This window comes from Micromonospora sp. NPDC047762, from assembly GCF_043204655.1.
GTDB lineage: Bacteria > Actinomycetota > Actinomycetes > Mycobacteriales > Micromonosporaceae > Micromonospora.
This window is the reverse complement of record NZ_JBIDCQ010000005.1, coordinates 126,881-149,622: the sequence shown is the minus strand read 5'-3', so window position 1 is coordinate 149,622 and position 22,742 is coordinate 126,881. Positions and strand designations below refer to the sequence as shown.

The window sequence follows — 22,742 nt, the reverse complement described above, 5'->3', positions numbered from 1 at the left end:
TCCCGTTGGGGGCTAGTGCTGGAGGATCTTGGATAGGAAGTCGCGGGCCCGCTCGGTGCGCGGAGCTGCGAAGAAGTCGTCGGGTTCGCCGGATTCGACGATCCGGCCGTCGTCCATGAAGACCACCCGGTCGGCGGCGCGACGGGCGAAGCCCATCTCGTGGGTCACCACGATCATGGTCATCCCTTCGGCGGCGAGGGAGACCATCACGTCGAGCACCTCGTTGACCATTTCCGGGTCGAGGGCCGAGGTCGGCTCGTCGAAGAGCAGCACCTTCGGTTGCATCGCCAGGGCTCGGGCGATCGCGGCCCGCTGCTGCTGCCCGCCGGAGAGTTGGGCCGGGTGGTGGTCTGCCTTGTCGGCGATGCCGACGCGCTCCAGCAGGGCCAACGCCTGCTGCCGCGCCTCGGGTCGAGGGATCCGGCGGACCCGGGTGGGGCCGAGGGTGATGTTGTCCAGCACCGTCTTGTGGCCGAAGAGGTTGAACGACTGGAAGACCATGCCGACGTCGGCGCGCAGCCGGGCCAGCGCGCGGCCCTCGGCGGGCAGCGGTTCACCGTCGATCTCGACGCTGCCCTGCCCGACGGTCTCCAACCGGTTGAGGCAGCGGCACAGTGTCGACTTGCCGGAGCCGGAGGGCCCCACCACGACGACCACCTCGCCGGCGGCCACCGTGAGGTCGATGTCCTTGAGCACGTGCAGCGGACCGAACCACTTGTTCAGGCCGCGTACCGACACCATCGGTCGGTCCGCACCCGTCGTCTCCGGTGCCACCAGACGGCCTCACTTCCTTCGACTACAAAACTAAGTCAGCTTCATATCGAACCAACAGCGCCATCTAAAGGTAGCTAGCAAACTAAGTCAACCAGTTGCTTGAACAAACTGCGGGTGCTAAGAAGCTGACGTGACGATTGACGACGCGCCACGCGATGCCCTCCGGGGCGGCCCCCGAGAGCTACTGCGCTGGGTGGCCACCGGTGCGGCCGTCAGTCGGGCCGACCTGTCCCGCCTCTCCGGGCTCTCCCCGTCGACGGTTTCCCAGCGGGTCGAGGCGTTGATCAGCCAAGGGCTGCTGGAGGAGGCCGGTGCCGGGCGGTCCCGGGGTGGGCGGCGACCCCGCCAACTCGCCGTGCCCACCGGCGGCGCGGTGGTCGGCGCCATCGACCTCGGCGCGCATCACGCCCGCGTCGGCGCACTGGATCTCTCCGGGCGGGTGGTCCAGGCCCGTACCCTGCCGGTCCGCATCGAGGACGGCCCGGAGGCGGTGCTCGGTGCACTACTCGCCGAGGTCGCCACGCTGGTCGGCAGCGATCCGGCGGCCGGCGGCGGCTCGGCACCAGGTGCGCTCCGCGGCGTCGGCATCGGGATCCCCGGCCCGGTGCAGCATTCCACCGGGCGGATCGTCAGCCCGTCGCGGATGCCCGGCTGGAACGGCTTCGACGTCGCCGCGTTCTGCGCCGGTCGCGTCGACGTGCCGGTCGTCGTGGACAACGACGCCAACCTGATGGCACTCGGCGCGCACCGCACCGCGCATTCCGAGTTGGACCACGCCGTCTACATCAAGGCTGGCACCGGAATCGGCTCCGGTGTGATCTCCAGTGGACGGTTGCACCGGGGCGCGCAGGGGTCGGCCGGGGACATCAGCCACTGCCGGGTGGTGGCCGATCCCGCGCCACCGTGCACCTGTGGAAACGCCGGCTGCCTGGAAGCCGTGGCCAGCGGTGCCGCGCTGGTCACCGCGCTCCGGGAGCAGGGCGTGCCGGTCTCCGACCTGACCGGTGTGATCCGGCTGATCGACGACGGTGACCGACAGGCCACCGCTCTCGCCCGGCAGGCCGGCCGCGCCGTTGGCGAGATCCTGGCCGTGGTGGTCAACTTCTTCAACCCGCAGGTGGTGGCCATCGGTGGTCGGCTCGCCGACTGTGAGCCGCTGCTGGCCAGCATGCGGGCCACCCTCTACGAGCGGTGCCTCCCGCTGGCCACCCAGACCCTGCTCATCGAACGGGTCGCCGCCGGCCAGGACGTCGGCATCACCGGTGCCGCCCACCTCGTGATCGACCACGTCGTGGCGGCCGCCTGACCTCGCTCACAGCGACCGCATCGCTCACCCAGGGTGACCCGTATCAGTGTTTCATGCCAGATTTATCTACTTTTGCGCGTGCGTCGGCACTGATCATCCTGACATTTTCCTTACAGGCAGTCACGTAGCCTTCCGGTGTTCCTCACCCACCCGTGACTGCTCCTGGAGGTTCCGACGTGCGGATCAACGGACGGCTGCTCGCGCCGATCTCGTTGGCAGCGGTGCTGGCGACCGCCGCCTGTGGCCTCTCGGCACCGGCGTCCGGGCAGGCCGAAGTCCCACGTTCCGGCCCGAGTACGCAGAGCTCAGCTCCGAGCCCCGACGACACGCCGACCTCCAGCCCGACCCCGGACATCCCGACCGACGCGCAGGTCCCCACCAGGGCCGCCGGCACCTTCACCACCGCCACCGGCAACGGTCGCGTGATCGGCAAGGGCAAGAAGCGGGTGCGCTACAGCGTCTCGGTGGAGAAGGGCATCGCCTGGGGTGACATCCCCGCCTGGAAGCCGGCCCGGTTCGCCGCGAGCATCGAGCAGGTGTTGGCCGCACCGAACGGATGGGCCACGTCGGCACAGCACCCGGTCACGAACGCGGCGGTGAACCTGAACCGGGCGTCGTGGTCCTTCCAGCGGGTCGGCAGCTCAACTGTCGACGTCGACGTGCGGCTCGCGACACCGAGGACAGTGGACAGACTCTGCGGCGCGAGCGGTGTCGACACCGAGGGGGTCTACTCCTGCAAGTACGGCAAGACCATCATGATCAACCTGCGGCGGTGGCTCCAGGGCTCACCGGGATATCCGGTCAGCATCGACGAGTACCACGCCGGCGTTATCAATCACGAGTTCGGCCACTTCCTCGGCTTCGCCCACATGAAGTGCGGCGGTCGCGGCAAACCGGCCCCGGTCATGATGACGCAGACGATGGGCCTGGGCGGGTGCGTGCCCAACGTCAGCCCGTTCGTCGGCAACGGCCAGTTCGTCAGCGGACCGTGGGCGCCGTCCTGATCCGGTGATCCGGACTAGATGGCCTGAGGCCCACCGAATTGGACGGTTCCGCGGGATCGGATGGTCGAGGGTTCCGTGGTCGATGTCCTTATGGGCTGTGCCGGTTCTGCGGAGAAGCCGCTTCCTCCTCCGGCTCCTGATCGGGGCATGAACAGGCTTGCGGTCAGACAGCGAGGCATTTGTAGGATATCTGACAGAGTCGGGAGTGGAGGTGTTTCGACGCTTGCTAGACCGAGTTCAGTAATTGTCCGAACGGCTGACATTGAACTGGTCAGATCGGGTGCCTTCTGAGCTGCCTCGTCGTGTGGTTCCAGCCCGGCCGGAGGACTAATCTCCAAGGGTGTCTATGGCACTGTGCAAAGCGCTTTGCTTCTTTGCGCAGCAGCGCCAGTCAAGACCCGGGAGACACCACTCGATGACGGCACCCAACGAGCCTCACCAGAATCAGCTCCCCGCCGGCCAGCCGCCGATGCCACCGACGGCTCAGTTCTCGCAGGTGCCCGCCGGGCAGTTCCCGCCGACCCCGTTAGGTCAGTCTCCGCCGCCGCCCGGCCAGTTCCCGCCGCCGTCCGCCCCAAAGAAGCGTGCATCATGGCTACTTCCCACTCTCATCGGGGTCGGCGCGTTCGTGGTGCTGTGCTGTGGTGGCGCTATAGTGGTCAGTCTTACCGCTGATGACAAGAAAGTTGACGCCGCCGCCGTTAGCGGTGGCGCACCCGCCGCTACGAACAGCGTTGCCGCGAGCGCAGCGCCACTGGCAGGCGAGGCGGTCGCACCCACACCGGCCAAGACTTCAGCGGCTCCCGCAGAAACGAAGCCCAAGGTAGCCGGCATCGGCGACAAGGTACGCGGCGGTGATTTCGAATTCACCGTCAAGAGTGTGAAGTGTGGGATCGCGAAGGTGGGCAGCGAGTTCCTCAACACCAAGGCGCAGGGCACGTTCTGCAGAGTCAGCGTGACGGTTAAGAACGTTACTAAGAAGGCGCATAGCTTCCACGCCGACGGCAGTCTTTCCGCGCAGGACGGGAGTGGCCGGAAATACGAGGCCGACGGAGAGGCAGGGATCTACGGCAATGATGACGGGCAGGGATTCCTCGATGAGATCAATCCGGGCAACTCGGTGACCGCGAATGTGTTCTTCGACGTTCCGAAGGGCACCAAGCTCAAAACGATCACCCTGGACGCCGGGCTGTTCACCCTCGCCGAGGACGCCGTCGTCGCACTCTGACCGTCGCCAAGCCTCCCGGTGATTTTGCTTGACCAGTGTCACGATGCGCTCTCAACGCCCGACACGTCCACCGAAGTACTCGACCGGCCGTCGCGCCCGGTCCGCCTGAGTGAAGAGCGAGGCCCCCGGCAAGCGCTGGGGGCCTCGCGTTAGGGCCGGTGTTGGGTAGTGATACCCCAAGCCAGCGTGCGCCGGGTTACGTCTGAGGAGTCACCTGACGAAGGCTCGACGCGAGCGCGCTCGCTACGAATAGTTTAGTGGCGGTGGGTCCCCCGAACGAAGCTTGCCCAGGCGGTGGGGGAGAAGGTGAGGGCCGGGCCGTGCGGGTCCTTGCTGTCGCGGACGGCGACGATGCCAGGCAGGTTGTCGGCGACCTCGACACACTCGCCGCCGTTGCCTGCGCTGCGGGTGCTCTTGCGCCAGGAAGCGCCCGTCAGGTCAACCATGGTGAACCTCCCCGATGATCTTATTGATCAGTTGGAACGATTGTCCCTCATCAAGAGCGAGTGACAGCAGGCTCGACCAGACCTTCTCATAGGTCGCGAACTCCTTAGGACGGTCGAGGTAGAGAGCGCCCGTGATCGCCTCGCTGTAGACCAGCGGCGGCTCAGGCGTGCTTCGGTTGCCGAGCGGAAAATCAAGGAGCACGAACTCGCCAGCAACGGTCCCGTGGTGGGGCCCCGCGATCAGGGGTAACACGCGAATCGAGATGTTCGGTAGGCGGGTCAGCCGTAGCAGGCTGTGGAGTTGGTCCGCCATGGTCTCTGGGCCGCCTACCGGCCGGAGGAGCACTGACTCGCAGAGCACCACCTGCACCTGCGGAGCCCGTGGGAGGCGACGGGTCAGCAGCGACTGCCGTTGCAGTCGAAGCTCGACCGCGCGTTCCCGGTCGTCGTCGCACATGTCGGGCTGGTCGATGCGGTAGATGCCCCGGGCGTAGTCGCGGCTCTGGAGGATGCCGGGCACGAGACTGTTCTTGTAGAAGCGGAGCTTCGACGACGCGGATTCGAGGCCCACGTACAGCTCGAACCATTCGGGGACGGCATCGCCGTACGCGTGCCACCAGCCCTTCGCTCTCGTCTCGCCGGCCAGGGAGGTCAACGCCCGGGTCAGGTCGCTCGTCGCTCCGTACAGCTCGCACATGGCTCGCACATCGACGCCGCGCACCGAGCCGAGCCCACTCTCGATCCGCCACACCTTCTGGCGGCTGCACTCCAGCGCTTCGGCGACCGCGTCGAGGGTCGCCCCGGCCTCGGTGCGCAGGTCACGCAGCGCCCTGCCGAGCTGGCGTCGGGGCACCGTCGAGCCCATGTCATCGGCCACCCGGCTCTCCTTCCTGTTGAGTTTTGCAACATCAGCACAGCCGTTCTGCAACAGGGGAATGGTGCGTACAAATAGCAGAACAGCATGAGTCGAAATTTATTGTGATAGTGCCTCCGACCTTACAAGATTGGTCCGACAACGCCTATGGGTGCGCAATTCCCACGCCTGCGAGGGCCGATCAATTCGAGGAAGGGTGGTGCTGCTTCGTGCGCGCGTTTCTCCGTCATCTCCGGGCCGAGCCACCCCAGCCGGCGCCCTACCGGGCGGCCAACTACGTACCCCTCAAGCCCTGGCAGGTCCGCGGGCGCCGGTTCACCCGCCGTGGCCGGCGTGGCGTGGACGCCGTGGAGGTCGCCGAGTTCCTCGACCGGGTCGCTCACGATCTCGCCGACGTGTACGCGGCGCTGGGCAGCAGCCGGCGGGAGACCGAGCGGATCAAGGATGCGCTGAGGTGCTGGCAGTCGCGGCGGGCCCGCGAGGACCTGGCGGCCCGCCGATGAGCGCCCGCTGGGTGGCGCACCTGCCGTTCACCGCCGCCGACCTGCCGGCGGCCCAGCAGTTCGCCGGCACCCTGGCCCGCTCGCTGAGCTTCCTCACCGAAGTGGACGCCGGTGAGACCACCGTGTCCGCCGAGGACGCTCAGGGCGTACGCCATCGGGTGTTCTGCGACCTGCCGCTCGACGGCGGTCGGCGGTGCGTGCGGCGGGTGGAACACGACGGTGACTGCGCCGCCCGGTGGTGTCGGTGACCGCCGTGCCCGTCGTCGTCTGCCCGGACTGCGACGGGATGACCTTCACGCTGGAACCGTGCCGGTGCACCACCTACGGCGACCGGTTCCTCGCCGACGCCGACGTGCTCGGGCCGCGCCGGGAGGCGTACCGGAGCTGCGAGCAGTGTCGCGGCGCGGGCACCGTCGCGTACCCCTGTTATCGCTGCGGGCGGCGCGGCCGGCGGCGGGCGCAGCTCGTGGTCACCGTCGCCAACCTGGACACCGGCGCGGTCGCGTCCCACCAGGTCGCGCCCGGCGGCCTCGACCCCCACCCCGACCCGGCGGGCCTCTGGGTGGTCGACCTTGCTTCCCGGGTACGCGAACTCGCCGCGACCGTCGGCGCGGTCCTGGATGAGGCCGACGCGCCTTCGCTGTGGCTGGACCGGCAGTGGCAACCCGACCTGCCGGCCGCGCAGCGGTACGAGCTGGAGGCCCACGCCATCCTCCGGGCCGATCACGCACCCTGGAGGCTGGTGCTGGGCCGATCCACCGCCCCGCCGACCGTCGACCCGGCCGCACGGCTGGTCCGGCTGTGTGCGCTGGCCGACCTGCTGCTGCTCGACCTGGTCGTCGAGGTCCGCCGGCAGGGCGTGAGCTTTTGCTGGGCCATTCGGTACGAGGTGCCCGGCTCACCGGTGCCGCTCGCTCCGCCCGGCTGGTGCGGGGACCTGCTGGAGGTGTTGGCCTGCACCGACGTGGCCGACGCGCTTAGCGGCCTTGCCGAGCGAGGCCTGGCCGCTCCCGCCCGGCTGCTGCGCCCCGACTCGCCGCGCCCACCCGCCGCTCCGGCCGTGGACGTCGACCAACTCGAACGACGCGTCCTCGCCGACTGCGTCGACGCGGCCCACGGCGACGAGTTGCCCGGCGCGCAGGCCCTGTGGCGCAACGGCCGCTGGTGGCACACGACTCTGCGCACTGGCGAGCCGGTGGAGACCCTCGCGGAGCAGCCCACCGGCCAGGTCGTCCGCCGTGTGCGGGTGCCGGTGAGCCGCGGCTACGAACCACCCGACCCGCCCTGGCTGGGTGAACCCGTCCATTGGCGGCCCTGCCCGGACTGCCGACCCCACAGCCGGCTACGCGCCTGCGACTGCCGGCTCGGCGGTCGCGCGGCCGACCCCGACTGCCCGCACTGCTGCGGCGCCGGCCTGCGCCCATCCGCGTTGCACTGCTTCACCTGCGGGGACAGTCAGCGTCTGCACCAGACGGTGCTGGTCACCGTCACCGACCTGCGGCACCGGGTGATGCACCTGGCCTGGCAGGCCGGTACGCCCGAAGTCGCTCCGCTGGTCGCCACCCAACCGGGCGGCAGGCCCGTCGTCCAGCTTCCGGGCCGTTATCGGCTCGGCTCCTGGGCGGCCGTGCTCGGCGCGCGGCCCGACGACCTGGCCGATGCCGACGGCGGGCAGCAGATCGGCAAAGACCTCCGCGACGGTTACGTAACCCTGCCCTGGGCCGGGGCCGACCCGGTCGGGGAGCACGTCCGCAGCGCAGGCCGGGGCGCGGCGGCCGGCCGTCTGATCGTGGTGGCGACGCCTCCCGACGCGCCACCGCTGGCCGAGTTGCTGCGGCTCGCCCTCGGCCTTGACCTGGCCCTCGTAGTGGCCATGTGCGACCTGCGGCACAACGCCGCAGACCCACTGCTGGCCGACGGAATGCGCTGGTCAGTCGAGGTGAAGCCGCTCGATGCGCCTGTCCGTCCCGACGACTTCCCCTACCGACCAAGTCTTGCCGCCGCGCTCTCCTGGTGTGTCGAGTGCCTGACCGACGCCGTCGCCGGGGCCGCCCCAACCGACCCGAGGGCGTCCATCCCGGTGCCCTGCTCCGGGCCGCGTCATGTCGCCGATCCCGAGCAGGACCTGTTGCGCCTGGCGGCCCGGCACGCCGGGCATGTGGTCACCGTTCGCTTCACCCGCGCCGGCTGCACGGTGCACCGCCACGACGACGACGGAGTACGGCTCCTCGCCGCTGCCCCCGACCTGCGCGATCTACGGTTGACCTGAGGGTCGCCACGCAGCGGTGATCGACACGAGATTGCAGAAATCGGGGTGTCCCGGTCGACGGGACACCCCGATATCGCGGAACTCGTGTTGATCTTGTCGCAGCGGCGGCGTGACGTCCCGGTGGTTACTCCGGGACACGGCGGTAGGCGCCGTCGCTGGCCGAGGTGGCCATCGAGGCGTACGCGCGCAGCGCCGCCGACACCGGCCGCTGCCGATCGGTCGGGGTGTACGGCTTGTCGCGCTTCTCCTCGGCCACCCGGCGAGCCTCCAACTCCTCGGCGGGCACGTTCAGCTCGATCGACCGGGCCGGGATGTCGATGACGACCTCGTCGCCGTCGCGGACCAGGGCGATCAGCCCGCCGGAGGCCGCCTCGGGGGAGACGTGCCCGATGGAGAGCCCCGAGGTGCCACCGGAGAATCGGCCGTCGGTGAGCAGCGCACAGGAGCGGCCGAGCCCGCGGCCCTTGAGGAACGAGGTGGGGTAGAGCATTTCCTGCATGCCGGGGCCGCCCTTGGGCCCCTCGTACCGGATCACCACGACGTCCCCGGCGACCACCTGCTTGGCGAGGATCGCGGTCACCGCGTCGTCCTGCGACTCGTAGACCTTCGCCGGGCCGCGGAAGGTCAGGCAGTCGTCGGGCACGCCGGCGGTCTTCACCACGCTGCCCTCGGGTGCCAGGTTGCCGTGCAGGATGGCCAGCCCACCGTCGGCGGAGTAGGCGTGCTCGCGGTCCCGGATGCAGCCGCCGGCCGCGTCGGTGTCCAGCGACGACCACCGGTTGGTGGTGGAGAACGGCTCGACGGTACGCACTCCGCCCGGCGCGGCGTGGAACAGCTCGACAGCCGTCGGGGTGGGGGAGCCGCCGCGCACGTCCCAGTCGGTCAGCCACTGCGCCAGCGAGGGGGAGTGCACGGCGTGCACGTTCCGGTTGAGCTGCCCGGCCCGGTCCAGTTCGCCGAGGATCGCCGGGATGCCGCCGGCCCGGTGCACGTCCTCCATGTGGTAGTTCGGCGAGTTCGGTGCGACCTTGGCCAGGCACGGCACCCGGCGGGAGATCGCGTCGATGTCGGTGACGCCGAAGTCCATCTCCGCCTCGCGGGCGGCGGCCAGCAGGTGCAGCACCGTGTTGGTGGAGCCGCCCATCGCCACGTCCAGGGCGACAGCGTTCTCGAAGGCGGCCTTGGAGGCGACAGTACGCGGCAGCACCGAGTCGTCGTCGCCGTCGTACCACCGCTTGGAGATCTCCACGACGGTCCGGCCGGCCTCGACGAACAGTGACCGGCGGGCGGCGTGGGTGGCAAGCGTCGAACCGTTGCCGGGCAGCGCCAATCCGATCGCCTCGGTGAGGCAGTTCATCGAGTTGGCGGTGAACATGCCGGAGCAGGAACCGCAGGTCGGGCAGGCGGAGCGTTCGATCTCACCGAGCTGCTCGTCGGTGACCGCCTCGTTGGAGGAGGCGATCATCGCGTCGATCAGGTCGATCTTGCTGTGCACGACGCCCTCGATCGCCATCGTCTTGCCGGCCTCCATCGGGCCGCCGGAGACGAAGACTGTCGGGATGTTGAGCCGCAGCGCGGCCAGCAGCATCCCGGGGGTGATCTTGTCGCAGTTGGAGATGCAGACCAGGGCGTCCGCGCAGTGCGCGTTGACCATGTATTCGACAGCGTCGGCGATCAGCTCACGGCTGGGCAGCGAGTAGAGCATGCCGCCGTGGCCCATCGCGATGCCGTCGTCGACAGCGATGGTGTTGAACTCCCGGCCCACCCCACCGGCCTCGGCGACCGCGTCGGCGACCAGGCCACCCATGTCCTTGAGGTGTACGTGACCAGGCACGAACTGGGTGAAACTGTTGGCGATGGCGACGATCGGCTTGCCGAAATCGTCGTCGGTCATCCCGGTGGCCCGCCAGAGGGCCCGGGCGCCGGCCATCGTCCGACCGTGTGTGGAAGTCCTCGACCGCAGCTCAGGCATGCATACCAGCATGACACCGTCGACGCACCGGCCCGCCCCCGTATCTGCCGTGTCCCAACAGATGCACACCCAGCCCCCCATGACGTGCGCCCATCCGGCACTCTTGGAGGCGTGCATTTTCCACCGGGCATGGTCGCTGTCGCGGCGCTCAGCGGGCTCGTCGCCGCGGTGGCCGCCGTGCTGCTGACCGTCGTCGCCCGGCGGCGGGCGGTGCCGCGTCGGCCGGCACACGTGCTGCTCGCAGGCGCCGCCGGAGTTGCCCTGCTCAGCCTTTTGGCCGGGGTGGTCGCCACGCTCAGCGCGAACGACCACTGGGCCCACGAGCAGGGGCAGCGCACCGGTTGGGCGACGATGGTGGCGATCGGCACGGCGGTGAGCGGGCTGGCCTTCGCGGCTGGTCTGCTCCGGCTGCCCGGGGTGGCCGCCACCGCGGCCGGAACGGCCCGGCTCGCCCTGGACGGCCTGGTCATGGCGGCGGCGCTGTGGTTCGTCGGCTGGGTGCTCTTCTCCGAGCCCACCCGGTTGCTCGGTGCCGCCACACCGATGGCCTGCCCGGCGATCCTGGTGGCCACTGTGAGCGCCGCGCTCAGCGCCGGGCTCGTCGTGATCGTCGTCTTCCGGGCCGCCACCCCACGTCGACGGCTCGCCGCGCTGGGCGCCGGCATCAGCGCGGTGACCTGCGGCGGGCTGGGTCTGAGCGCCGGGCTCTGCCAGGCCGGGCCGACAATGGCGCTGACCGGCGCGGTGGTGCTCGCCGCCGGCCTGCTGACCGTGGCGCTCACTGTTTACCGGGCCGACCGGCCGGGGCAGATCGACCTGGACCTGGTCGGTAGCGACGGCGAGTACGCGATCGCCCCGATGCTGGCGATGGCCGCCTCGGCCATGTACCACCTCGCCCAGGACGGCCGGTTCACCGCGGCGGGCATCGTGGCCGGCAGCGTGGAGGGCTTCGCCCTGGTGGCACGGCAGTACCTCACCCTTCGCGACGTCCGGGGGTACGCGAGTCGCCTGGCCGAACGGGAGGCGCACTTCCGTGAGCTGGCGCACACCGATCCGCTGACGTCGTTGGCCAACCGGCGCGGGCTGCTCCGGGCGCTGCACCGCAACGCCGCCGACCACAACCCGTGTGTGCTGCTCGGCCTGGACCTGGACGGCTTCAAGAACGTCAACGACATGCGGGGCCACGACGTGGGCGACGCCGTGCTGGCCGAGGTGGGCCGGCGGCTGCGCGGCAACCTGCGCCCCGGCGACGTGGCCGCCCGGCTGGGTGGCGACGAGTTCGCCGTACTCATGCAGGGCCGGCCGGTGGAGGCGGACCGGGTCGCCGAACGGCTCCTCGGGGTGATCAACCGCCCCTACGACCAGCCGGAGGGGCCGGTCTTCCTGTCGGTGAGCATCGGGGTGGCCGACTGGGCCGACGAGCCGGACGTGGAGTTGCTGCTGCGCCACGCCGACCTGGCGTTGCGCTACGCCAAGCAGCGTGGCAAGAACCGGATCGAGCGGTACGACGCCGCGTACGACCAACTGCTGCGCCGGCGTACGACGGTGGAGCACGAGCTGCGCGGCGCGATCGACCGCGACGAGCTGCGGTTGGCGTTCCAGCCGGTGGCGTCGCTGCCGTCGGTGCGGCCGGTCGGCGCCGAGGCGCTGCTCCGCTGGCACCATCCTGAGCTGGGCAACGTGCGTCCGGACGAGTTCATCCCGCTCGCCGAGGAGTGCGGCATGATCGCCCCGCTCGGTGCCTGGGTGCTGCATCAGGCCTGCTACCAGCTCTCCCGGTGGCTGGCGGACGGGCACGACGTCTGGGTGTCGGTCAACGTCTCCCCGCGCGAGCTGCACGCCCCGGAGTACGTGGTCCAGGTCGCCGAGGCGCTGCGCGCCCACCATGTGCCGCCGCAGCGGCTGGTGCTGGAAGTCACCGAGCACGCGGTCGCCACCGACCTGGACGAGCTGATCCGGCGGCTGACCGCGCTGCGGTTGACCGGTGTCCGGATCGCGCTCGACGACTTCGGGGCCGGCTACTCGTCGCTGGGGCAGCTGCGCCGGTTGCCGATCGACATCCTCAAGATCGACCACAGCCTGGTCGCCGAGCACGAGCCGGTCCGCCCGGTCGGCCAGGACGGCCCGGCGTTCGCCCCGATGGTCGACATCGTCATGCGCCTGGGTCACCAGTTGGGGCTGGAGGTGATCGCCGAGGGGGTGACCACCCCGACGGAGTTGGCCGCGGTGGTGGCGGCCGGTTGCCGCTTCGGCCAGGGCGCGCTCTTCGGCTGGGGGGTGCCGGCCGAGCACCTGGAGGCGATGCTGGAGGCGGCCACGTCACCGGGTGCGCGTCCCGCTCCGGTGCCCGCGCCACGCCGCGCTCCGGGCATGTCCGGGCAGCTCAACCCGCCCGCCGATGGCGCGTCGCCGGTCGACGCGCCGACCTCCGTTAACCAACATGTGGGATCAGTTGACTCATCGCGTGAGATGCGTCAGGCTTAGCCGCATGTCGTCGTACCGGTCGCTGCGAGTACTTACCTGAGCGCACTCTCCCTCACCGAGAGTGCGCTGGCCCCGTGCATCTGCACGAGGGCCGTTTTTATTGCCATCGGAACCTGGCGAGCGGGCCCCGCCCGCGTCGCATCGCTTGACTAGCCACCAGCCACTCCAGCCGAAGGCCAGAACCGCCATGACGAGACCCACGCCCGAGACCCTCGCCCACACCGCCCGCCGGGCCCGCGCGACCGCCGACCCGACCGCCGACGTCGACCAGGCCGCCACGCGCACGGCCAACCCGGCCGCCCCGGCGGTACGGCCCGCCGCCGCGACCCCGATCTCCGGGGCCGGCTCGCTCGTGCGGTCCCTCGAGGCGCTCGAGGTCGACGTCGTCTTCGGCATTCCGGGCGGCGCGATCCTGCCGGCGTACGACCCGCTCTACGACTCGACGGTCCGGCACATCCTGGTGCGGCACGAGCAGGGCGCGGGGCACGCGGCGACCGGCTACGCGCAGGCCACCGGCAAGGTCGGGGTCTGCATCGCCACCTCCGGCCCGGGCGCGACGAACCTGGTCACCCCGATCGCGGACGCGTACATGGACTCGGTGGCGATGGTGGCCATCACCGGGCAGGTGGCCAGCCCGTTGATCGGCACCGACGGCTTCCAGGAAGCGGACATCCAGGGCATCACCCTGCCGATCACCAAGCACAACTTCCTCGTGCAGAACGCCGAGGAGATCCCGCGGGTGCTGGCCGAGGCGTTCCACCTGGCCAGCAGCGGGCGACCCGGCCCGGTGCTGGTCGACATCCCCAAGGACGTGCTCCAGGCGCCGACCACCTTTTCCTGGCCGCCCACCCTGGACCTCCCCGGCTACCGGCCCACCCTGCACCCGCACGGCAAGCAGATCCGGGAGGCGGCGCGGCTGATGGCCGCAGCCCGACGGCCGGTGCTCTACGTCGGCGGCGGGGTCCTCAAGGCCGGTGCCACCGACGGGCTGCGGCGGCTGGCCGAGCTGACCGGCATCCCGGTCGTCACCACGCTGATGGCGCTCGGCGCGTTCCCCGACTCGCATCAGCAGCACCTGGGGATGCCCGGCATGCACGGCACCGTCGCCGCGGTCTACGGCCTGCAGAAGGCGGATCTGATCGTCGCGCTCGGCGCACGCTTCGACGATCGGGTCACCGGCAAACTGGACTCGTTCGCCCCGGACGCGGTCGTGGTGCACGCGGACATCGATCCCGCCGAGATCGGCAAGAACCGGCACGTGGACGTCCCGATCGTCGGCGACGCCAAGCACGTCATCGACGAGCTGATCGCCGCTGTCACCGCCGAGCGGTCGTCGGGGCGCACCGCCGACCTCGGTGACTGGTGGACGCAGCTGAACGACCTGCGCGACCGTTACCCGCTGGGCTACGACGAGCCGGTCGACGGGACCCTGTCCCCGCAGTACGTGATCAAGCGGCTGGGCGAGATCGTCGGCCCGGACGCGATCTTCGTGGCCGGGGTGGGCCAGCACCAGATGTGGGCGTCGCAGTTCATCTCCTACGAGAAGCCGTACACCTGGTTGAATTCCGGCGGTCTCGGCACGATGGGTTACGCGGTGCCGGCGGCGATGGGCGCCAAGGTCGGCAAGCCGGACACTGTGGTCTGGGCGGTGGACGGGGACGGCTGCTTCCAGATGACCAACCAGGAGTTGGCCACCTGCGCGTTGGAGGGCATCCCGGTCAAGATCGCCGTCATCAACAACGGCAACCTCGGCATGGTCCGGCAGTGGCAGACGCTCTTCTACAACGAGCGCTACTCCAACACCGAGCTCGGCACCCACAAGCACCGCATCCCCGACTTCGTCAAGCTCGCCGAGGCCCTGGGCTGCGTCGGGCTGCGGTGCGAGAGCGCCGATGACGTGGACAAGACCATCGCCGCCGCCATGGAGATCAACGACGCCCCCGTGGTGATCGACTTCGTGGTCGGCAAGGACGCGATGGTCTGGCCGATGGTCGCCGCCGGCACCAGCAACGACGAGATCATGTTCGCCCGTGGCGTCCGCCCGGTCTTCGACGAGGATGACATCTGATGAGTGAGCGAAGCGAACGAATCATCAAGCTCAGTGTTGCGCATGGCCATGCCATGACCGAGCGAAGCGAGGCCATGGCATGACCATGCACACCCTGTCCGTGCTGGTGGAGAACAAGCCGGGCGTGCTCGCCCGGGTCTCCGGCCTGTTCTCCCGGCGCGGCTTCAACATCGACAGCCTCGCGGTCGGCGAGACCGAGAACCCGGACGTCTCCCGGATCACCATCGTGGTCAACGCGGAGTCGTCCCCGCTGGAGCAGGTCACCAAGCAGCTGAACAAGCTCGTCAACGTGCTCAAGATCGTTGAGCTGGATCCCCAGGTCTCGGTCGCCCGGGAGTTGCTGCTGGTGAAGGTGCGCGCCGACCGGGCCGCGCGGTCGCAGGTGCTGGAGACCGTCAACCTGTTCCGCGCCCGGGTGGTCGACGTCGCACCGGACACACTGACCATCGAGGCCACCGGCACCCCGGACAAGCTCGACGCGCTCCTGCGCGACCTCGAGGCCTTCGGCATCAAGGAGATGGTCCAGTCCGGGCTGGTGGCCATCGGGCGCGGCTCGCGTTCGATCACCGCCGGTCCCGCGCTGCGGGCCGCCTGACCCGCCACCGGTCGGCCCTCGGCCGGCCGTCCGGCGCATTCATCCGCACAGACCACGACGGGCCGCCCCGGCCGTCGTACGAAAGGGAAGTTCTCATGAGCGTTGAGGTGTACTACGACGACGATGCCGACCTCGGCCTGATCCAGGCCAAGAAGGTCGCGGTGATCGGCTACGGCAGCCAGGGCCACGCCCACGCGCTGTCGCTGCGCGACTCCGGCGTCGACGTGGTGATCGGTCTGCCGGAGGGCTCGAAGAGCCGTCCCAAGGCTGAGGAGCAGGGCCTTCGGGTGCTCACGCCGGCCGAGGCCTCGGCCGAGGCCGACGTGATCATGGTGCTCGCACCGGACACCGCCCAGCGCAAGATCTATGCCGAGTCGATCGAGCCGCACCTGGCCCCCGGCAAGGCGATCTTCTTCGGCCACGGCTTCAACATCCGGTACGGCCTGATCAAGCCGCCGGCCGAGGTGGACGTGGCGATGGTCGCCCCCAAGGGCCCCGGCCACCTGGTCCGCCGCCAGTACAGCGACGGCAAGGGCGTGCCCTGTCTCGTCGCCGTCGAGCAGGACGCCAGCGGCAACGCGCTCGCGCTCGCCCTCGCGTACGCCAAGGGGATCGGCGGCACCCGTGCCGGCGCGATCAAGACCACCTTCACCGAGGAGACCGAGACCGACCTCTTCGGCGAGCAGGCGGTGCTCTGCGGCGGCGCCTCGGCGCTGGTGCAGACCGGTTTCGAGGTGCTCACCGAGGCGGGCTACGCCCCGGAGGTCGCCTACTTCGAGTGCCTGCACGAGCTGAAGCTGATCGTCGACCTCATGTACGAGGGCGGCATCGCGAAGATGCGCTACAGCATCTCCGACACCGCCGAGTACGGCGACCTGTCCCGCGGCTCGCGCATCATCGACTCCCGGGTCAAGGACGAGATGCGCAAGATCCTGGGTGAGATCCAATCCGGCGAGTTCGCCCGCGAGTGGGTCGCCGAGGACGAGGCCGGCCGGCCCAACTTCAAGAAGTGGCAGGCCGAGGGTGCGGCGCACCCGATCGAGGAGACCGGCAAGAAGCTGCGCGGCATGATGAGCTGGGTCGACCGCCCGATCACCGAGACCGCCTGACCCGTCCGACCGACGATCCACCGACAGCCCCTGGGCCGGCGCTCTCCCCAGCGCCGCCCCGGGGCTGCCCGGCATGCTGCCGCCCGTCGATACGTCGGGCGGCAGTGTTCGTGCGCCACGACTCTCCCGCAGTGACCGGCTGGCCGGTGCCGCCGGTGCTCGGCGCGGCCGGAGCAACCGTGTCGGTGCGGTGAACGGCCGATGTCCGTCGCTCGACCGGGCGTGTGAGGGCACTCACCCCGAAGACCGGAACACGCCGACCAGCGGGGCCCCTACGATCGCCTGTAGGTGCAGCAGCCGGCACCTGACGGCCACGGCACGGATCAGCGCAGGGCGCAGTGCGGCGCCCCGCCGCCCGGGCCGATCGCATACACGACCTCTACGAGGACCGATGAATCCTGTCGTACTGATCGCCGAAGAACTCGCCCCCGCCGCCATCGAGGTGCTCGCCCACGACTTCGACGTCCGTCACGTCGACGGCACCGACCGTCCGGCCCTGCTCTCGGCGCTCTCCGAGGCCGACGCCGTCATCGTGCGCAGCGCGACCCAGATCGACGCCGAGGCGGTCGCCGCCGCGCCGCGACTCAAGGTGGTCGCCCGGGCGGGCGTCGGGCTGGACAACGTCGAGGTTCCGGCCGCCACCGCGCGGGGCGTCATGGTCGTCAACGCGCCCACCTCCAACATCGTCTCCGCCGCCGAGCAGGCCGTCGCGCTGCTGCTCGCCGTCGCCCGTAACACCGCGAGCGCCAGTTCCGCGCTCAAGGCGGGGGAGTGGAAGCGGTCGAAGTACACCGGCGTCGAGGTGCAGGGCAAGACGGTGGGCGTGGTCGGGCTCGGTCGTATCGGGGTGCTCTTCGCGTCTCGCATCGCCGCGTTCGGCACCCGGCTGATCGCGTACGACCCGTACATCCAGCCGGCCCGCGCGGCGCAGCTCGGCGTCCGCCTGGTCGGCCTGGAGGAGTTGCTGCGGGAGAGCGACTTCATCTCCATCCACCTGCCGAAGACGCCGGAGACGGTGGGGCTGATCGGTGAGAAGGAGCTGGCGCTGGTCAAGCCCGGCGTTCGAATCATCAACGCCGCCCGCGGTGGGCTGGTCGACGAGCAGGCGCTCGCGGACGCGATCGCCGAGGGTCGGGTCGCCGGCGCCGGTGTCGACGTGTACAGCAAGGAGCCGTGCACCTCGTCGCCGCTGTTCGCCTTCGACAACGTGGTAGCCACCCCGCACCTGGGCGCCTCCACCCACGAGGCGCAGGACAAGGCCGGTCTCGCCGTGGCCAAGAGCGTCAAGCTGGCGTTGCAGGGCGAGTTCGTTCCGGACGCGGTGAACGTGCAGGCCGGCGGTGTGGTCGCCGAGGACGTTCGGCCGCTGCTGCCGCTGGCGGAGAAGCTCGGCCGGGCGTTCACCGCGGTCGCCGGTGGGGTCGCCGCCAGCGTCACTGTCGAGGTCCGCGGTGAGATCGTCAGCCACGACGTGTCGGTGCTCAAGCTCGCCGCCACCAAGGGCCTGTTCAGCTCCGTTGTCGAGGAGCAGGTCACCTACGTCAACGCCCCGCACCTGGCCGCCGAGCGTGGCGTCGAGGTCACCCTGGCCACGCTGGGCGAGACGGCCGAGCAGCCGACCCTGGTCACGGTGCGCGGCGCGCTGCCGGACGGCCGGACCGTCAGTGTCTCCGGCACTGTCACCCACTCGGGCGCTCGGGACGTGCTGAAGCTGACCGAGGTGGACGGCTTCGACGTGGAGATCGGCGCGGAGGGCATCCTGCTCTTCCTGCGCTACGCCGACCGGCCCGGTGTGGTCGGCACTGTCGGTACCCTGCTCGGCGAGTCGGGCATCAACATCGCCGCCATGCAGGTGGCTCGTCGGGAGGCGGGCGGTGAGACGCTGATGACGCTCACCGTCGACCAGGCGCTCGGTGCCGACCTGCTCACGTCGGCCGCCGATTCGATCGGTGCCACGTCGGCCAGCGCCGCCGACCTGCGCGACGAGTAGTAGACGACAAACACCGTGGGGGGCCTGGCGATTCGCCGGGCCCCTCGTCATTTCCCGTCCGTGCCGCCGGTCAGGTCAGCCGGGCAGCCGGGCCGGCGGCGGGTAGACCGAGCCGTCCTGCGGGTCGAAGAGCATCAGCCCGTGCTCGCCGGCCAGCCGCTCGATGTCCAGTAGCACCTGGTCCGCGCAGGTCGGGTGCAGGTTCAGCTCGACGTGGTCGTGGGCCGCGTGCAGCGGTGCCACCGCCCACGGGCTGTTCGGGCCGGGGTGACGGTCCGGATAGGAGGCGGTGATCGCCCGGTAGAAGCTGACCACCCGCGGATCGGGGTAGCGGTCCACGTGCCGCCCCTGCCGGCAACCGTTGACCGCTGTCCGCACGTCCTCAGGCGTCGCCCCGTCCTCCAGGGCCCACACGCTCAGATCGAAACTCACGGCGGATAGCGTGCCATCCGTCGTTCATCATGTCGAAACTGCCTCGCCGCCGGTCAACCACCGATTACCGCAGTCTCCGGTAGCGACGGTCCGGTGTGGAGACTCTTGCGTCGAGTTGCGTCGATTCGCTAGCGTACGCACTGCGGTCACTGGCCGAGTTCGAGGCGCCGGCCCGTCTTCGGGTGGCGCGGTCGACGTCCGGCCCGACCGGTCCGCACCCCTCGGTTGTGCGAGCCACGCGCACTCGTCGCTGACCGGCCCCCACTGTCGTTGCCGAGACCGTGGGGGCCGATCGCTATTTCGCTCCGCTCAGCGACGGTGGGCGAAGAGCGCGCGATAGTCGGAGTTGCCCCGGAACCACGCCAGGCCGGTGGGGCCGGCGGCGTAGAGCGCTGTGGCGTAGGCGTCGGCGATCGTCAGGTCGGGGCCCACCACAGTGGCGGCGACGAGGTGATCGGCCGGCTCGCCGGTGTGCGGGTCCACCACGTGCCCCTGCCGCCCGGTCACCCCGGAGGTGCCGACCGCGCCGGCGGTCATCTCCAGCACCAGCGGCGCGCGCTGGGGTGCGGTCGGGTGGTGCACCGCGACCCGCCAGGGTCCGCCGTGCGGCGCGTGGCCCCGGACGACGAGGTCAGCGCCGACGAGGACGGCGTAGTCGTGGATGCCGGCGTTGCGCAGTCGCTCAGCGGCCCGTTCCACAGCCCAACCGCCGAGCAGGCCGCCCGGGTCGAAGCCGCCGGGCACCGCCCAGGCGTCGAACCACCCGTCGGTGGCCGCGCGCATCGCGGCGCAGCGGTCCACCAGATCGGCGAGCGGCGGGTACGACTCCGGGCTGATCTCGCCCCGACGCAGCCGGGAGACCAGGCTCTCCGGCCGGTTGGGACCGTAGGTGAGGTCGATGGCGCGCAACTCGGCGACGCTGTCCCGCAACGCCTCGCCCACGCCCCGGCGGCCGAGCCACTCGGGGGCGTTGAGCAGCAGGGTGTACTCGGCGGTCGCGGTGCGTACGGTGTGCTGCACCGCGATCCGGCCCTCGGTGGCGGCAGCCGGGTCGATCCGGTGCCGGCGGCTGCCGAGTCGAAGGTCCGGCCGGCGGTTGCGGAACGCGGACGTGTCCGGCCAGCGGGTCCGCGGCTGCTCGTCGATGCGCATCGCATCTGCCCCCTCGCACATGGTGCCGCGTCGCCGCGACCCCGTCGGTCAGCAGGCCCCCGCGACCCACTGGGTACTACCGTAGGCAGCGGAGATGACCGCCCCATGAGTCCCAGCTGAGAGGGTGCTGTGGATCCAGAAATCCCGCATCGTGGACGCCGCGTACCGGGAGGCGGGACGGCGACGTACCGTTGCCCGAACAACCGTTGAGCAGAGGAGTGCGGTCGTGGCGCGGATCGCGGTGGTGGCCGGAGATGGCATCGGGCCCGAGGTGGTCGCGCAGGCCCGCAAGGTCCTCGACGCGGTGCTGCCCGACGTGCAGGCCACCGAGTACGACCTCGGCGCCGCCCGCTGGCACCGTACCGGAGAGGTGCTGCCCGACTCGGTGCTGACCGAGCTGGCCGGGCACGACGCGATCCTGCTTGGCGCGGTCGGTGACCCGACGGTCCCGCCGGGTGTGCTGGAGCGTGGGCTGCTGCTCAAGCTCCGTTTCGCCTTCGACCAGTACGTCAACCTGCGCCCGTCCCGGCTCTGGCCCGGGGTCGCCGGCCCGCTGGGCAACGTGAAGCCGGGCGAGGTCGACCTCGTGGTGGTGCGGGAGGGCACCGAGGGGCTCTACGCAGGCGCCGGTGGTTCCCTGCACCGGGACACCCCGGCCGAGGTCGCCACCGAGGAGAGCCTGAACACCCGGCACGGCGTGGAGCGGGTGATCCGCGACGCGTTCGCCCGTGCCGGCCGCCGGGAGCGGCGCAAGGTCACCCTCGTGCACAAGACCAACGTCCTCACCCACGCCGGGTCGCTCTGGGCGCGTACGTTCGACGCGGTCGCCGCCGAGCACCCGGACATCGAAACCGAGTACCAGCACGTCGACGCGGCGGCGATGTTCCTGGTCACCCAGCCCCAGCGCTACGACGTGGTGGTCACCGACAACCTCTTCGGCGACATCCTCACCGACATCGCCGCTGCCGTCACCGGTGGCATCGGGCTGGCCGCCAGCGGCTGCATCAACCCCGAGGGGGCGTACCCCTCGATGTTCGAGCCGGTGCACGGCTCGGCGCCGGACATCGCCGGGCAGGGCATCGCCGACCCGGTCGCCGCTGTGCTCTCCGCCGCGTTGCTGCTGGAGCAGCTCGGGCACAGCGAGTCGGCCGCCCGGGTCAACGCGGCGGTCGCCGCCGAGCTGGCCAGCCGCGCGCCGGGCGTGACGCTGCGTACCGAAGAGGTCGGCGACCGGCTCGCCGCCCACGCCGTAGCCTGATCACCCCGGCCCGCCTGGCGGCCGGCCTCGGGGCCGGTCTGCCGCGGGCAGCCCGACCGGCGCTACCCGCTTAACGACCGTTCGGGGTAAGTTTCTGGCACAGCCATGTCGGTGTGCGGTCCCGCATGCCGTTGTCCCGCAGGGAGGTCAGCGCGATGAGCGGTGGTGACAAGCTCGACTTCGAGATCCGTCCGAATGCCGCGCCGGTATCCGCCGCCGATCGGGCCGCACTGCTGACCAACCCCGGGTTCGGCAGGGTCTTCACCGACCACATGGTCACCGTCCGCTACGCCGACGGCAAGGGTTGGTACGACGCCCGGGTGGAAGCCCGCGCCCCGATCCCGATGGACCCGGCCAGCGCGGTGCTGCACTACGCCCAGGAGATCTTCGAAGGGCTCAAGGCGTACCGCACTGCCGACGGTGGCGTGACGATGTTCCGGCCGGACGCCAACGCGGCCCGCTTCGCCACCTCCGCACAGCGGATGGCGATGCCGGTGCTGCCGCCGGACGTGTTCGTCGACTCGCTGCACAAGCTCATCGAGATCGACCGGGAGTGGATCCCCACCGGCGAGGACGGCAGCCTCTACCTGCGGCCGTTCATGTTCGCCAGCGAGGTCTTCCTCGGCGTCCGGCCGGCCAACGAGTACCTCTACATGGTGATCGCCTCACCGGTCGGGGCGTACTTCACCGGTGGCGTCAAGCCGGTCACCGTTTGGGTCTCCCCGGACTACACCCGCGCCGCGCCCGGTGGCACCGGCGCGGCCAAGTGCGGCGGCAACTACGCCGCGTCGCTCGCCGCCCAGGCGGAGGCCATCGAGGCCGGCTGCGACCAGGTCGTCTTCCTGGACGCGGTGGAGCGCCGGTTCGTCGACGAGCTGGGCGGCATGAACGTCTTCTTCGTCTACGACGACGGCACAGTGGTCACCCCACCGTTGACCGGCACGATCCTGCCGGGCATCACCCGCGACGCCGTCCTCGCGCTGGCCGCCGGGGCCGGACACCAGGTCGAGGAGCGGCCGGTGAGCTTCGCCGACTGGCAGGCCGACGCCGCCAGCGGACGCCTGAAGGAGGTGTTCGCCTGCGGCACCGCCGCGGTGGTCACCCCGATCGGTGGGGTCCGCTTCCCGGACGGCGAGTTCCTGATCGGTGGTGGCGAGCCCGGTCAGGTCACCATGGCCCTGCGCCAGCAGTTGGTCGACATCCAGCGGGGCAAGGCGGCCGATCCGCACGGCTGGGTGCAGCGGGTTTTCTGATCTCCGTCGCCGCGCCGGCCCGTCC

At 70.5% G+C, this 22,742-nt stretch carries 19 protein-coding genes; 13 read left to right on the top strand and 6 right to left on the bottom strand.

Translation table 11 applies throughout. The features are described from left to right. Positions 1-12: 12 nt before the first annotated feature. Positions 13-741: an amino acid ABC transporter ATP-binding protein gene (locus ACGF3C_RS17745; RefSeq protein ID WP_393223615.1), complete on the bottom strand. Its 729-nt coding sequence runs from the start codon at positions 739-741 to the stop codon at positions 13-15. Between the two features lie 163 nt (positions 742-904). On the opposite strand from ACGF3C_RS17745, the gene ACGF3C_RS17740 reads away from it, so the two are divergent. The 3 genes from ACGF3C_RS17740 (at position 905) to ACGF3C_RS17730 (ending at position 4,312) form a co-directional block, all read left to right on the top strand. Then, positions 905-2,080 carry an ROK family transcriptional regulator gene (locus ACGF3C_RS17740; protein WP_393223086.1) on the top strand — a complete coding sequence of 392 codons (1,176 nt, stop codon included), beginning with the start codon at positions 905-907 and terminating at the stop codon, positions 2,078-2,080. 176 nt (positions 2,081-2,256) lie between these two features. After that, entirely contained in the window at positions 2,257-3,084 is an 828-nt protein-coding gene (locus ACGF3C_RS17735) for a DUF3152 domain-containing protein (RefSeq protein WP_393223083.1), read from the top strand. 415 nt (positions 3,085-3,499) lie between these two features. Beyond that, positions 3,500-4,312: a DUF4352 domain-containing protein gene (locus ACGF3C_RS17730; protein WP_393223080.1), complete on the top strand. Its 813-nt coding sequence runs from the start codon at positions 3,500-3,502 to the stop codon at positions 4,310-4,312. Positions 4,313-4,566: 254 nt separating this feature from the next. Here the strand turns inward: ACGF3C_RS17730 and ACGF3C_RS17725 are convergent, their stop codons facing one another. Next, positions 4,567-4,758, bottom strand: a complete 192-nt coding sequence (locus ACGF3C_RS17725; RefSeq protein ID WP_393223077.1) for a DUF397 domain-containing protein — start codon at positions 4,756-4,758, stop codon at positions 4,567-4,569. Further along, entirely contained in the window at positions 4,751-5,635 is an 885-nt protein-coding gene (locus ACGF3C_RS17720) for a helix-turn-helix domain-containing protein (RefSeq protein WP_393223074.1), read from the bottom strand. Before ACGF3C_RS17720 ends, ACGF3C_RS17725 begins: the two co-directional genes overlap by 8 nt. A gap of 206 nt (positions 5,636-5,841) precedes the next feature. On the opposite strand from ACGF3C_RS17720, the gene ACGF3C_RS17715 reads away from it, so the two are divergent. Genes ACGF3C_RS17715 through ACGF3C_RS17705 form a run of 3 tightly spaced genes read left to right on the top strand, consistent with a single transcriptional unit; the run spans position 5,842 to position 8,404 of the window. Next, on the top strand, positions 5,842-6,135 hold the full coding sequence (locus ACGF3C_RS17715; protein WP_393223072.1) for a DivIVA domain-containing protein: 294 nt from the start codon (positions 5,842-5,844) through the stop codon (positions 6,133-6,135). Continuing rightward, entirely contained in the window at positions 6,132-6,383 is a 252-nt protein-coding gene (locus ACGF3C_RS17710; protein ID WP_393223069.1) for a hypothetical protein, read from the top strand. The genes ACGF3C_RS17715 and ACGF3C_RS17710 overlap by 4 nt, the downstream gene beginning before the upstream one ends. Further along, positions 6,380-8,404 (top strand): hypothetical protein, encoded by a 2,025-nt coding sequence (locus ACGF3C_RS17705; protein ID WP_393223066.1) that lies wholly within the window; start codon positions 6,380-6,382, stop codon positions 8,402-8,404. Before ACGF3C_RS17710 ends, ACGF3C_RS17705 begins: the two co-directional genes overlap by 4 nt. A gap of 124 nt (positions 8,405-8,528) precedes the next feature. On the opposite strand, the gene ilvD is transcribed toward ACGF3C_RS17705, so the two are convergent. Further along, positions 8,529-10,376 carry a dihydroxy-acid dehydratase gene (gene ilvD, locus ACGF3C_RS17700; RefSeq protein ID WP_357200844.1) on the bottom strand — a complete coding sequence of 616 codons (1,848 nt, stop codon included), beginning with the start codon at positions 10,374-10,376 and terminating at the stop codon, positions 8,529-8,531. Between the two features lie 129 nt (positions 10,377-10,505). Here ilvD and ACGF3C_RS17695 point away from each other — a divergent pair, with 129 nt between their 5' ends. The 5 genes from ACGF3C_RS17695 to serA all read left to right on the top strand — a co-directional run bounded on the left by ACGF3C_RS17695 (position 10,506) and on the right by serA (position 18,622). Next, positions 10,506-12,860 (top strand): putative bifunctional diguanylate cyclase/phosphodiesterase, encoded by a 2,355-nt coding sequence (locus tag ACGF3C_RS17695; protein WP_393223612.1) that lies wholly within the window; start codon positions 10,506-10,508, stop codon positions 12,858-12,860. Positions 12,861-13,047: 187 nt separating this feature from the next. After that, positions 13,048-14,928, top strand: coding sequence for an acetolactate synthase large subunit (locus ACGF3C_RS17690; RefSeq protein WP_393223063.1), 1,881 nt, complete (start codon positions 13,048-13,050; stop codon positions 14,926-14,928). Positions 14,929-15,007: 79 nt separating this feature from the next. Beyond that, entirely contained in the window at positions 15,008-15,523 is a 516-nt protein-coding gene (gene ilvN / locus ACGF3C_RS17685) for an acetolactate synthase small subunit (protein ID WP_088991111.1), read from the top strand. A gap of 95 nt (positions 15,524-15,618) precedes the next feature. After that, positions 15,619-16,632 (top strand): ketol-acid reductoisomerase, encoded by a 1,014-nt coding sequence (gene ilvC / locus ACGF3C_RS17680; protein WP_393223059.1) that lies wholly within the window; start codon positions 15,619-15,621, stop codon positions 16,630-16,632. Between the two features lie 391 nt (positions 16,633-17,023). Then, positions 17,024-18,622 carry a phosphoglycerate dehydrogenase gene (gene serA, locus ACGF3C_RS17675; RefSeq protein ID WP_357229517.1) on the top strand — a complete coding sequence of 533 codons (1,599 nt, stop codon included), beginning with the start codon at positions 17,024-17,026 and terminating at the stop codon, positions 18,620-18,622. 75 nt (positions 18,623-18,697) lie between these two features. Here serA and ACGF3C_RS17670 read toward each other — a convergent pair whose 3' ends face one another. Further along, positions 18,698-19,054, bottom strand: a complete 357-nt coding sequence (locus tag ACGF3C_RS17670) for a hypothetical protein (protein WP_091393184.1) — start codon at positions 19,052-19,054, stop codon at positions 18,698-18,700. 309 nt (positions 19,055-19,363) lie between these two features. Further along, positions 19,364-20,206: an FAD:protein FMN transferase gene (locus tag ACGF3C_RS17665; protein ID WP_357229520.1), complete on the bottom strand. Its 843-nt coding sequence runs from the start codon at positions 20,204-20,206 to the stop codon at positions 19,364-19,366. 226 nt (positions 20,207-20,432) lie between these two features. Here ACGF3C_RS17665 and ACGF3C_RS17660 point away from each other — a divergent pair, with 226 nt between their 5' ends. Both ACGF3C_RS17660 and ACGF3C_RS17655 read left to right on the top strand, forming a co-directional pair. Further along, a complete protein-coding gene (locus tag ACGF3C_RS17660) occupies positions 20,433-21,464 on the top strand; it encodes a 3-isopropylmalate dehydrogenase (protein WP_393223055.1) in 1,032 nt (343 codons plus the stop codon). 155 nt (positions 21,465-21,619) lie between these two features. Continuing rightward, on the top strand, positions 21,620-22,717 hold the full coding sequence (locus ACGF3C_RS17655) for a branched-chain amino acid aminotransferase (RefSeq protein ID WP_393223052.1): 1,098 nt from the start codon (positions 21,620-21,622) through the stop codon (positions 22,715-22,717). Positions 22,718-22,742 lie beyond the last annotated feature (25 nt).

Coding starts and splice junctions, on each gene's coding strand:
- ACGF3C_RS17745 (WP_393223615.1), bottom strand. CDS start 741: ATGGTGTCGGTACGCGGCCTGAACAAGTGGTTCGGTCCGCTGCACGTG.
- ACGF3C_RS17730 (WP_393223080.1), top strand. CDS start 3,500: ATGACGGCACCCAACGAGCCTCACCAGAATCAGCTCCCCGCCGGCCAG.
- ACGF3C_RS17725 (WP_393223077.1), bottom strand. CDS start 4,758: ATGGTTGACCTGACGGGCGCTTCCTGGCGCAAGAGCACCCGCAGCGCA.
- ACGF3C_RS17710 (WP_393223069.1), top strand. CDS start 6,132: ATGAGCGCCCGCTGGGTGGCGCACCTGCCGTTCACCGCCGCCGACCTG.
- ilvD (WP_357200844.1), bottom strand. CDS start 10,376: ATGCCTGAGCTGCGGTCGAGGACTTCCACACACGGTCGGACGATGGCC.
- ACGF3C_RS17695 (WP_393223612.1), top strand. CDS start 10,506: ATGGTCGCTGTCGCGGCGCTCAGCGGGCTCGTCGCCGCGGTGGCCGCC.
- ACGF3C_RS17690 (WP_393223063.1), top strand. CDS start 13,048: ATGACGAGACCCACGCCCGAGACCCTCGCCCACACCGCCCGCCGGGCC.
- ilvN (WP_088991111.1), top strand. CDS start 15,008: ATGACCATGCACACCCTGTCCGTGCTGGTGGAGAACAAGCCGGGCGTG.
- ilvC (WP_393223059.1), top strand. CDS start 15,619: ATGAGCGTTGAGGTGTACTACGACGACGATGCCGACCTCGGCCTGATC.
- serA (WP_357229517.1), top strand. CDS start 17,024: ATGAATCCTGTCGTACTGATCGCCGAAGAACTCGCCCCCGCCGCCATC.
- ACGF3C_RS17665 (WP_357229520.1), bottom strand. CDS start 20,206: ATGCGCATCGACGAGCAGCCGCGGACCCGCTGGCCGGACACGTCCGCG.
- ACGF3C_RS17655 (WP_393223052.1), top strand. CDS start 21,620: ATGAGCGGTGGTGACAAGCTCGACTTCGAGATCCGTCCGAATGCCGCG.